The organism is Pseudomonas sp. CM27, assembly GCF_013179515.1.
Lineage (GTDB): Bacteria > Pseudomonadota > Gammaproteobacteria > Pseudomonadales > Pseudomonadaceae > Aquipseudomonas.
Genome location: NZ_JABMCN010000182.1, coordinates 1 through 12,246 on the forward strand (window position 1 = coordinate 1; position 12,246 = coordinate 12,246).

Annotated in this window: 6 protein-coding genes and 2 pseudogenes; all 8 read left to right on the plus strand. The window is 56.3% G+C overall.

The annotated features are described in order from the left end of the window. Positions 1–746 precede the first annotated feature (746 nt). Positions 747–1,859 carry a TerB N-terminal domain-containing protein gene (locus HP547_RS20535; protein ID WP_256676390.1) on the plus strand — a complete coding sequence of 371 codons (1,113 nt, stop codon included), beginning with the start codon at positions 747–749 and terminating at the stop codon, positions 1,857–1,859. A 146-nt stretch (positions 1,860–2,005) separates the two neighbouring features. Beyond that, positions 2,006–2,503 (plus strand): annotated as a pseudogene (locus HP547_RS20540) (isocitrate/isopropylmalate family dehydrogenase); the annotation flags it as partial. A 241-nt stretch (positions 2,504–2,744) separates the two neighbouring features. Next, positions 2,745–3,782: a hypothetical protein gene (locus HP547_RS20545; RefSeq protein ID WP_172287287.1), complete on the plus strand. Its 1,038-nt coding sequence runs from the start codon at positions 2,745–2,747 to the stop codon at positions 3,780–3,782. Continuing rightward, on the plus strand, positions 3,766–6,837 hold the full coding sequence (locus HP547_RS20550; RefSeq protein ID WP_172287288.1) for a hypothetical protein: 3,072 nt from the start codon (positions 3,766–3,768) through the stop codon (positions 6,835–6,837). The genes HP547_RS20545 and HP547_RS20550 overlap by 17 nt, the downstream gene beginning before the upstream one ends. Then, positions 6,834–9,248, plus strand: a complete 2,415-nt coding sequence (locus HP547_RS20555; protein WP_172287289.1) for an RNaseH domain-containing protein — start codon at positions 6,834–6,836, stop codon at positions 9,246–9,248. Before HP547_RS20550 ends, HP547_RS20555 begins: the two co-directional genes overlap by 4 nt. Positions 9,249–9,300: 52 nt before the next feature. Further along, the gene (locus HP547_RS20560) at positions 9,301–10,866 is read left to right on the plus strand and encodes an ATP-dependent endonuclease (RefSeq protein ID WP_172287290.1); all 1,566 of its coding nucleotides are present in this window, start codon (positions 9,301–9,303) and stop codon (positions 10,864–10,866) included. After that, the gene (locus HP547_RS20565) at positions 10,851–11,876 is read left to right on the plus strand and encodes an AAA family ATPase (RefSeq protein WP_172287291.1); all 1,026 of its coding nucleotides are present in this window, start codon (positions 10,851–10,853) and stop codon (positions 11,874–11,876) included. Before HP547_RS20560 ends, HP547_RS20565 begins: the two co-directional genes overlap by 16 nt. A gap of 49 nt (positions 11,877–11,925) precedes the next feature. Continuing rightward, positions 11,926–12,246: pseudogene (locus HP547_RS20570) on the plus strand (hypothetical protein); the annotation flags it as partial.

Consider the following 12,246-nt stretch of genomic DNA (forward strand, 5'->3'; position numbering starts at 1 on the left):
AGGCCTTGCAGGCCGCCAATAGAGCACATTGACCTATCGCCCGACATCCAGGTCACCAGTCGACAGGCGAACGAGCTAGGTGAGCTCAGCCAACCGGGGGGTGGTTGTCCGACGTTGGTACATAACGAGGTGCACCCTGCCCATCAAAAAAAATGCTGGAAGGACGTTTCTTTGTAATCAAAAGCAAAAGCAGCGGCCTAACGGCCGTAGTACCGATCCCCCTAACAGCCCTCGCCTTGCCTGGTCGGCAAGGCAAGCCAGGCTGTGAAAGCACCTCAGATCAACAGCCAAAAGCAAGGTCGTGACACCGCGTTTTGACCTCTGCGTCACCGGTGAGGCTGACACCTTATAAAGTTTTTTGCTCTCAAATATAAGAACTCCGTCGCGCAAAAAAATTTTCAAGGGTGCATGTAGGAAAAAATCAAAATACGGTGAAAATCACTATTTACAAAATCCTTATCAGTGATAATCACTGCCATCAACGATTAGTCCCGTGCTATCGGAGCTCGCATATACCGCACTCGATCACGGTCTCATCAGCACCAATTTCTGAGATTAAGCACTCGACAGCGGGACACAGGCGGCTGGCCTCAAGCGTGCTGGTGGACGAGTTCAATAGATCATCCTCGCTGGCAATCCCATCTCACTCATTTTCCTGAGCGCTCCCTTCGTCTAATCAGCTTGGCCGGCCCCGAAAAATCCGTAAGAATGTCATTTAGCCATTACCTAAAGTACGGAACACTTATATGCCACGGAAGCGCAAAGGGAGCGGCGGCGGGCCGATTGCTCTGTACGCCTTGTTGTTCGTCGTTGCCCTCTTGGCACAGATTCCAAAACAGGTCTGGATCGCCCTCGGGGTTATCCTGGGCATAGGCGTATTGGTATGGGCCATCAGACGCGCTACCCAGGCAAAGCCCTACGTTCCTGAAGATGATATTGCCGCCGAGATCGCTGCGTCCTCTCGACAAGCAGCCTCCCCCACTGTAACCGTTCAGTTCAGCACCAGTACCCGCGAGCGAGACTTCCATACCGTCCAGGTCGGTTCGTCAAGCGATAGTCAGAGCTACGCCATCCCAAAGCCCAGTGCTAAGCCAACGGGGGTTCGTTGGCTTGCTGAAGGTGAGTCCATCAACGTGGCTGGTCTGGCCATCCCAGGTGGACTGCTCTACATCACCGAGCGGGCGACGCAATTCGGCCAATCTGAACCGTCCCTGATCGATGCCACCCTTCGAATCGCGCGCTCACCGATGAACCTCACCGAGCGACAGATGCCCTACTGGCCAAGCTACCGGAGCATCACACCCGAGGCGCGGCGAGCGTATCTGCAATGGTTGGCAGGAGGTCGCCGCCAGCCTGCCGATGCAGGGTATGTATTTCTGTTTTTCTACGGGCTTGAACGCCGCGCACTGATCGACGCACCGACTGACCCTCAGGCCAAAGCCGAGATCCCAGCCATCAAGGCCGAGGTCGAGCGCTTGCTTGGTCTCTACGGCGACAACAATTCTTTCCGCGGCTACGCTACCCGCTTCCTGGCCCATATCGACGCAGGTTCTGTTCAACCTCTGAGCTACGTGAATGAGCCCGCCGCCAGTGCCGCAGATGGGTATGAGCTGCCTATGTCCCTGCGCGTTGCGCTGGGTCAGATGGCCGTGGACAAGTATCCGCTTAACCCGAGCTGGGCATTGGCCTGGGCGCTCGCAGAGCCCAATATCTCCAGGCGCACACCTGTGACCCGGTGTCCTGAGCAATTCGCAGCGCTCTTCAAAAACGAATTCGCAAAACGCTACCCCAACGGCATTGTGCTCCCTCAGAACAAGACCAAGCTGAAAATTGCCTATCGCCCTGCTTCCGCCGGATAGAGCATTCCGGCAGTGGCCATAGGTGATCTTCCCGATGTTGCGGCAACCTCGGGAACGCGTAACAAGCTGCAGGTCATTGTCGAGGACTGCGCCAACGTGCTTGACCCTTACAGTCGGTATCTGGGGCGCAATCCAGACGCCGGGGATACTGGGACGAGCGCACCGCTGCCATGGCTTCTCAGTACCCGGAAATCAGTTGGGACAAGCAACACATCGATATCCTCTGCGCTCGCTTCGTCTTGCAGCCAGAACGCTTCGATGTAGTGGTGGCCTCCAACCTGTTCGGCGACATCCTGTCCGACCTGGGCCCCGCCTGCGCCGGCACCATTGGTATCGCACCGTCAGCCAACCTCAACCCGGAGCGCAGCTTCCCATCGTTGTTCGAGCCCGTACATGGTTCGGCGCCGGATATCTTTGGCAAGAACATCGCCAACCCGATCGCCATGATCTGGTCGGGCGCCCTGATGCTTGAGTTCCTGGGCAAGCGTGACGAGGACGCTCGCTACCAGGCTGCTCACGATGACATTCTCAAAGCAATCGAGACGGTCATCGCTCAGGGCAATACCACGCGCGACATGGGCGGTACCCGGTCGACTCAGGAGGTTGGCCAGGCGATCATGGAGCTTGTTGAGCGCTCTGCATAAAGAGCATCCTGACCTGAATAAGCACAGCAAGTGACTGTGCTGATTCAGGTTTGTGCGCCCTATTCCCCCACCCAGACAATTCAAATACAGGACTAGGCAAGCCTCGCCTTCTCAGCTAGGCATTGCGCATCACACAACAGTTCCTGTGGGCATTGAACTCTTCGGTGGCACATTGCTAGCCTTACAGAGCTGGCGGCCCTTCCAGAGAAGGCATCGCCGTTCGAGCACAGGAGGCCTTGTCATGGATGATCCTTTACCCCAGTACCTGTTGAGGCTGCTGTCGACCGCGGCATCGTTGACCCAGACGGATCGAGAAGCAGCCTTACTGCTACTTCGTGAAGCCCAGGCGCGGCTGTGGCGAATTACTCCTGGAGAAGGGCTTCTCTCGGCCCTGGAGCTCGAGCACCGCTTCGCCCTGCCTCTGGAAGATTGGCTACCAGAATCTGTCCGGTTGGACTACACCGGCCCACTCCTTGCCTCCGGCATTCCCACCCAGACATGCAGCGAGATGCTGCTCGAGCTGGAGAGCCAACAACTCTGGGAAGACATCCAGTCGATCGTAAAGGAGGTAAGAGACCTCTGTCGCATCCGGTCTGATGGTGATGGACTGTACCGTCGCTTTCGCCGCTTCTTGATCGAAAATCCAGTCATCGAGTCAGTAAAGGCGGCTGTTGTCTTTATCCCTCTGAGCAGAACACTCAATGAGTTCTACGATCCCATCCCCGAACACCTGATCGCGGATGGCCACCTTTATCGATGCCCCGAATGCGGCTGGCCAATGAACCCTCAGCGCCTCGAGGTTCAATGTGATTCAGCTTGGTGCAGAGACAAACACAGCCTGTATCGGTGGGATAACCGAAGGCTGATCAACCTGGTGACCAATAGAGAACTGAAGGGCGAGGTTGCTGGCACACGCTATATGCTCAAGGGCGCCCTCTGGAAATTCACATTGCTACCTGGCCTTCTAGAGCTGCAGCTGGCGGAACAACTGCTGCAGCATGGTGTAGAGGTCACCTTGTGGCCCAACGTTGACCGATCTGATTTACGCGTGAAGCACGGCGGTATGGATCTGGACATCGACGCCAAAGTTTGGATTTCTCCTCGTGCCCTGGGGCACCACCTGGAAAGCGTTCGCGCGTCTACGCTTCGCTGGATTGTGATTCCTGACTATCAACAAGCCCATGTTGGTTGGCTACAGAGTGTGTGCCCTCCAGGCCTTCAGGTGTTCACTCAAAGCCAATGCATCAAGGAACTGACTAAACGTGCGCACCCTTTCTGACATTGCAGCAACACTGTTCATGGCTCTGGCGGCTCGGCATGTTGAAGGCCAAGTCAGCCTGGCCGATGCCGCGGCGTTGATAGCGGGAAGGACACACAAGTGGAGCACGTGGAACCATCTTGCGCTGGAGCAGCAGATCACCATCGCCAGAGCACTGCGGCTGAGACCACCGGAATTGGCACAACCCGCTCGATTCATTGAAATTGCCGAAGGTGTATTGGCGCACGAGCACAGCCCGTTTGAACTAGTCGACCTGGACTCACCTGGCACTGCACTGAGCGAAAAGGATCAGTACCAGGTCAGGACAGTCCTCAACGTAGATCAGGTTATTCAGGAGTACCTCGATGCCCTGAAGGGGTGGCATCAGCCACCGTCCACCGCCAAGATCCCAGAATCAGGAAGCGTCGCGTTCAAGTACATCACCGCCGAACGCACTCGAACCTTCACGATTCCAGCCGAGGAAAGAAGTTGCCTACCCAAAGGCGCCGAGTACCTCACGATACCTGACGTCGACTGCCTACCAGAAGTTGAATGGGACTACACCACGCTTCGCTCCATCGCCAAGCGCCTGGATGCCGCAGCAACCCCTCACACTCAGCACTGCGCCTCGCTCGACAACATCTGGGGCAATGCTGGTAAGCGATCGGCAGATGCGGGCAGCTTCTTCCGCGTCAATGCAGCGACGGGCACAGGCAAAACGGTGGTGATGTCGCTCATGGGAGTGGACGCTGCCAGCCGTGGTCATAAAGTAGTCATTGCCGTGCCGGGTTACGTCGAGCTGGAAAACACCGTGAGGATCATGCGTGAAGCTGCCTCAGTGGTGGCGCCAGGCTTAAAAATCGCCCCTCTGCATTCGGCATCAAAAATTCCCACGCGAGCAGCCTTACACTTCAAAAATCGCAGCGAGGATCACCCTTACGATTACGCGTGCCTGCTGAACGCGTTCTCAACCGACCAAGAAGAAATGCCTGCAGGCTCTGAACCCTGCTTCAAGCTCCAGGTTGTGACATCCAAACCCAACAGCCAAGAAACGACCAAGCGCATCAGCCACTGTCCATTTCTGTTTACCTGTGGTCAGACGAAAATGATGGCTCGAGCGCTTGAAGCCGACATCATCGTCATCAACCATCACGCCCTGTTGTCCGGCACCTCTCGCATCCCGTTTGAAGATTCAGACAAGTTACCCGGCCCTCGCAGCCTCATCGAAATTCTGCTGCGCACGGCCCCCATTTTTCTCGTGGATGAAATTGACGGGCTACTGAAGACAGCCATCGACAACAGCGCCTTGAGCTTACAGCTAGGCAACATCGGTGAAGACAGCCCGCTGATGCAGCTCTTCCGCACCTTGGTCTCCAATCGCTCTAGAATCCCCGGCATCGATAACAGCAGCATCCTTCGCATCATCTGGGCGCTCACCTACTGCTGTGTGAGCGTCGACCAGCTGATGAACCTCCAGCAACGTCGATACTTTGAGTGGCCGAAGAAGGAAACGACGTGGGCACAAGCGGATGACGGCTACATCAAGGCGAAGCTCGACATCAGCGCTGAAACGCTCGAAGCCCTGTATCGCAGCGGCAATGCCAGTGTTCCTAAGCACCTGATGGCGTTACGGGAGAACCTCGTTTACTGGAGAACCAACGATCCTGCCAGCAGACCAGAAAGCATGGCAGCTGAACTGGGCAGCCTGCTCGTAGCGTTGTCCGACGGCCACCACCTCAAGGAAAAGCTCAATCCCAAGGATCATCAACGGCTGAAAGCATCCCTGATCCTGCGCGGTGTGTTGGATTACATCGAGATTGCACTGAGAAACCTGCAGATCGAACTGCCCTCGTTCGCCAATGCCGAAGTCCCTTACGCCCAAGAGGTTCATAGCAAACTCAAGGGGCGTGAACCCCTCTCTTTCAGCCCGATCGGCCCGCTCCATCGGACAGTATTTGGATTCAAACGAAAACAAACCAGTGAAGAACAATCGACCCTAAACGTAGTCGCCATGCGCGGTGACCCTCACGGCACCTTGCTGGCTCTACCTGAGCTCGCTGCGCTGGGTTTTGCTGGAGTACGACGGATGTTCATGGGTTTCTCTGCAACTGCCTACTTCCCTGGAGCCAGTGCCTTCGACCTGAAGGCCCGAGACTTCATCGACGTACCAGACGCAAAAGGTCAGGTGACATTCGAGAATATCGGGCTGACCACCGTCGTCTCAGGTGCGCCCTATTTCGAACGCAAGGAGCGCATTCGCCAACTTGCACTGGAGCTTTGGCCTTGGCTTGAGAGACGTCTGCACTCCCTGGCCAAGGATCCGGCAACGCAAGACCGAGCGCGCCTACTACTGGTAGCCAGCAGCGATGCCGATGCTGAACTCTTGGCAATCACACTCGCAGACCTGTGCCCAACACCAACTGTTGGCTGGGTACGCGGTCGCTCCAGTGAGTACAAACCCACGCTGCTCAATAGCGAACACGCCCTGGTATACGACGACCTCGCGCAGTTCATTGACGGCATCCATCGAAACAAGACCATCTTGGTCAGCGCCCTTCAGCCCATGGCCCGTGGCCACAATATCGTCAACAAGGACGGGTTGTCTGCGATCGGCGGGGTGGTGCTCTGTGTACGCCCTCTGCCCGCCTCCGACAGCCCAGAAAACAACCTGGCGCATATCAGCTACGAAACGTGGAACCGCATGCAGCCCCAGCCCAGCCTTCGGCACATCCTTCACACGGAGCGAGTGATCTCCAACAAGCTGCTCGACAGCATTCGCGGCGCACCACCCGCCTTCAGTCAACAGCCCCCAAACATCCGCCACTACACCGTGATGAACATTCTGGTAACGCTGACTCAGCTCATCGGTCGGGGACGACGCGGCGGTACCCCAGTGACGTGCTTCTTCGCAGACGCAGCGTTCACGCGTGGGCGTACACCCTGGGCGAAGCTACTTTCCGACAGCGTCAAATGGCTCAAGGAAGAAGGCAACTGGAATCAGTTTTCCCTGCACCACAACGGCATTGCCACAGCCATCACGAAGTACATTGATCAATCAGCAAAGGAAGTTCGATGAAGACCCTCGATCTGCGCACCAGCCTTTTCAGTTTTGACCCTAAAAGGCTCGGGCATGCTTACCGCGTCCAAATCAGTGATACCTACCTGGCTGCCTGGCAAGTGCTGCAAAATCTGGCCAAGAAACACCATCCTGGCTTACCTACCAATGCCCTTGAGGAAATGCTCGCCGCAGTGTCAGGTGGGCCGGTGAAGGTAAACTGGTCGATTAACTGGGATAAAGGGCTATCCGCAATCCTGATGCTCAATCACCTGCCCGTCGAGACGATCAATCAGGTGCTGTACTTGTGGTCGCTGGAGGTCATGCGCATCTGGGGGCAGCAGGTAGAGGGGCTGGAAACCAAGCTTACTGTTACTGATCTGGTTCCACTTCGAACAGAAGACCTCATCGCAGATGACAACATTTCCCCGCTTGCTTACCACCTTGTCCCTTGGCTCGTTGGCAAAGCCATGTGCGCAACGCCCCTGCAGACGACTCAGAACGGCAGTCCTGACCCAATCCCCAAACAGATTTCCCTGCAGCAGGCCTCAGACGGCTCGCTGGTGGCCTGGGACGATCCGATCATCCCAGAGGTTGAGCGCACTGCCAGTGCGCTTCACGTGATAACACCCGGCCTGAAACTGCTCCGTGACTGCAACGAGCCCTTTATCCAGTTGCGTGTAAAGCTCAGTCAGATCATGCCCAACTGGATCGGCAAGAAAAAGCACGCCTGGGTACACACTGGGCAGATCATCGTGCATGCAGGTGTGCACAGCAAAATGACGGACACCGGGTGGCGCGCGTTTTACGACTTCCCTACCAATAAGCTTCTTGGGTTCATGGGCGTTCAACCACTGCCGGATTTGACCGAGGGAGACATTCCCCCGGATGGCCGCGTACGTCCGATCTTCAGCACTCCACCTCAAAATCCGGCCATAGGCTCAGGGCCTGGCCCCCTCTTCCTTGATCAGGCCTGCTTCCACCTGCGACGCAGTGTTGAAGGCGTTCAACCACTCCTCGCCCGAAAGGTTGTGTCGGGTCTCAGTAAGGCAAAAGCTGCGATCACTCCGGAGGCGACAACCGGAATTCGAGTTGGCGTGCTGGCCGGGCATTCCGAGACGTTGCTCAGGCTGACAAAAGCGCGTGAAACGCTGGCTCAAGCCATGCCCTTCTTCAAAAAAATCGCCCCGCCTGAAATCAACCTTACTCGCGTTGAGGTGGAAAGTGCGCGACACATGCTGCATGGCGAAGCCACAACTCAAGAGCTTGATGCCTGGGTGAAACAGGTAGTGGTGCCAGAGGTACGTAAGCTCAACACATCGGTACTGATTGTAGAAACGAGCTTGGCTGCAGCGGGCAAGTCACCTGAACAAGACCCCAAGCATTTCTTGCGACGCGTTCTGGCCGAGAATGGAATTGTCACTCAATTCATCATGCACGAAGTACCAAGGCCTACCAAAAAATCGGATGCTAAGGCCGTCGCTCCACAACCAACCGAAGACGGCAAAAAACCCAAGAAACCTCCTCGTGATTTCAAAGCACTCAACACCGTGACCGAGACCTTGCGCTTGAGCGGATTCTTCCCCGCTTCATTCATCAAAGCCAAGTCAATGCAGGCCGGCACCACTGTGCTGTCGATCTGGCTGGATCGGATTACTGGGCCCGGAAACATGATCTACCTCCCCGTCATTACCAGGACGGTGGTGGGTAGTCAGAAATGCGAGGTGTACTGGTTTGTGGCCGGCAATCTACAGCGTGGCAAATGGTACGAATACACGGAAGGCGTAGCCGCGATCCATGCCACGCAGTCGTTGGTCAATCCCGACGCGATCAGCAAGCTCATTGCGTGGGCAATGCTTGTGCCGACTGAGGACGTCGACACACCACTGCTCGTCTGTTTGGACAGTGACCTACGCACCTTCTACAAAGGCCTGAAGGACAGCCCCGATGTCGGGCTTCCTCCCATGCCCCAAGGGGCCGCTGTGGTACGCATCCGGGTCGGCGATGACATTGCACAGATGTCGGGCAACCACTCTGATCACCCTGATGAGCCGAGGTTCATCGGGCAAAAAATCGGCCTGTTCCAATCACAACGCAGCCCCAGCGTTTACTACTTCGTCTCTCCGTCGAAGATCTACAGCAAAGCCGAGGCACAGCGTCATAACACCCGCTACCAAGTCGATGATGAATGGCTGCAGACACCTTGGCAGCAACTGGGTGTCACCGAACTCACTGTCCTCGATGCCGGCGCGTTCTCTAATCCAACCACCTTGGTCGAGCAGGTCGCACTGCTATGTCGCAATGCGCCGATGTGGGATGGCCATCTCAAGCTGCCGAGCCCCATGCACCTAGGCGCCGTAATCGCAGGTGATCACCCCATCATGGAAATGCGCCGTCAGAGTGAAGCCAATCGCCAGGCTGCCAAGGCGTGAAGTGCACTGGTACTGACCACCTTTAACCGGATCGATCCGAGGGTAACTCGCAATGCCTGCCATCAAGAAAGTGACGCTTCATAACTTCAAGAAATTCGAGGCTCTGACCCTGGACTTTGCCCCGGATGTGAACGTACTGATCGGCGACAACGAGACGGGTAAAAGCAGCGTTCTTCTTGCCCTGGATCTCGCGTTGAGTGCAAGCCGCAGCCGGGTAGAAACCATCGGCTACGAGTCTCTTCTGTCGCAATCTGCCGTACGCACCTTCTTGAAGGGCCCGCGTACGCTCGACCATCTTCCCGAAGTGATTGTTGACGTCGCGCTGGAGGAAGGTGATGCCCCAGGCCTGTATGGCACCCAGAACCAAGCCGGTGTCATGACTGATGGCATCCAGATGAGAATCTCACCGCTGCTCGAGGAGTATGGCCCTACGATCGTCGAGCTCCTGCGCGAAGATCCGGACAACTTCCCTTACGAATACTACGCCGTGAGGTTCACCACCTTCGCAGGCGAGCCGCACGTGAGCTACCGTCGCCCGGTCAAACACCTGATGTTGGACAGCTCACGCATTGACAGTGAGTACGCTGCCCGCGAGTACACGCGAACCGTGTTCAGCTTCAACGCTGATGCCCCTCAGCGTTTCGGTCTGGAGAACCGGTACCGCCGCGGCAAGGAGGCGTTCCGGGACAACGAGCTTGCCGCACTCAATGCAAAGCTCGGAAATTATCAGTTTGCCGTCAGAACCAGCGTCCGCTCCAACCTCGAAACCGACTTGATCATCACCAAGGACGGGATACCGGTAGAAAATCGCGGTAAGGGCGAACAGTGCTTCATCAAGACAGAGTTCGCACTACGCAAACATGACGCCAAGGAACTCAACGCCCTCCTCCTGGAAGAACCTGAAAACCACCTGAGCCACACAAAAATGAAGCAGCTGGTTGAGCAGCTTGCCAAGACTGCCGGCACGCAGCTGTTCATCGCCACCCATAGCAGCCACATCAGTTCAAGGCTGGATCTGCGCCATGCTCTCCTGCTTGGCAGCGACCAAAAGGCTGGCCGTCTGAAAGCGCTGTCCGAGGGTACCGCCAATTTCTTCATGAAAGCGCCGGATAACAACGTGCTGGAGTTCGCCCTCTCTCGGAAGGTCATTCTCGTCGAAGGAGATGCCGAATTCATTCTCATCGAAGAAATGTACAAGCAGGTCACGGACGGCCAGACACCTCAATCTGAAGGTGTGCACATCATTTCAATCGGCGGCACCAGCTTCAAACGTTACCTCGAGCTCGGGAAACTGCTGGGGATCAAGGTCGCGGCTATCCGGGACAACGACGGGAGCCACCAGCAGCACTGCGTCGAAAACTACGAAGACTGCCTGTATGAGCAGGCTCGGATATTTGCTGATCCTGATGACGCACGATCGACATTCGAAATAGGCCTGTATCAGGACAACCAGGCTATCTGCGACGCGCTATTCGGTGGAGGTCGCAGGAAGCTGACCGTCCAAGAGTACATGCTGAAGAACAAGGCTGATGCCGCGTTCGAGCTGCTGACGAAGAAGGCCCCCGATCTGGTTACCACTCAATACATCCAGGATGCAATCGCATGGATAAGAGAGTGATCTTTGCGGTTGCCGGCTCGGGCAAGACCACCCACCTGATCAACCAGCTCAGCCTAGACCGACGCGCGTTGATCATCACCTATACGGAGAACAACTATAGCCATCTGCGCACCAGCATCATCAAAAAATTCGGCGTCCTACCGCCGAACATTACCCTGATGACCTACTTCGGTTTCCTGCATGCCTTTTGCTTCCGACCTATTGGCCAGAGGCAATTCTCCACGCGAGGCCTCAGCTTCAAAAGACCCCCGGATCTAAAGCTGCCACTCAACGAAATGAGGCGGTACCGCGATTCCAAGGGGCGGCTGTACCACAACCGCCTGGCCAAGCTAATCGAGATCAAAGCGCTCCTCCCCGCTGTGAAGGCGCGAATCGAGCGGTTCTACGATGCGGTCTACGTTGACGAGGTGCAGGACTTCGCCGGGCATGATTTCAACCTCCTCCTGGAGGTCTCGTCCGCCCAGGCAGACATGCTGTTCGTGGGTGATTTCTTTCAGCACACGTTCGACACCAGTCGCGACGGCTCGGTGAATCGCACCCTCCATGACGACCTAGGGCGCTACGAAAAGAAATTCCGCGACGCAGGGCTGACGGTCGACAAGCAGACCTTGAGCAAGAGCTGGCGATGCGGCACCACCGTGTGCGAGCTCATACGCGTTCATCTGCAGATCGACATTGGCGCCCATGAGGATCGAGCAAGCGAGATCGTGAGGGTTGAAACTCAAGATCTCGCGAATCAGCTGCACGCCGATCACAGCGTGGTGAAGCTGTTCTACGAACAGCACTACAGGTACGACTGCTATTCACAGAACTGGGGGGCAAGCAAAGGCCAGGATCACTACCAGGATGTCTGCGTTGTACTGGGTGCCAAGGCCTGGAAGCAGTACTTAGAAGGCACACTACATGAGTCCGTGGCACAGACCCGGAACAAGCTCTATGTTGCCTTTTCACGCGCCCGGGGCAGTGTCTACCTTGCCCCAGACAAGCTCTTCAAGGCCTACAAGTCCTGAGTGCTCAAATAGCGAAGGAACACACCATGAATGTTGGGAGAATAACGCCATGCTAGTCAGCGAGCTGCCAGGAGCCAAATACCCACTGCTGGCCCTCTTCCCGTTTCGCTGGTACGAGACGAGTCACTGGATAATCCGTGCGCTGCGGCTTCATCCCAGTGGAGAGCTCAAATGGATGCATTACGGGGTCGAGCACAACGGCCACGCAAGAGCCCAAACATTTTCCAGCTATGAAGAAGGGCGTAAACACGTAGCTGAGTTCAACGCCGAAGTTTCAGCAAGGGTCGATGAGCTGGATTTGGATAACGACCTCCGCATCTCGATCACGTTGAAGGCTGAAAAGGAGCTGACCGCGCAGCGGCGCTTGGCT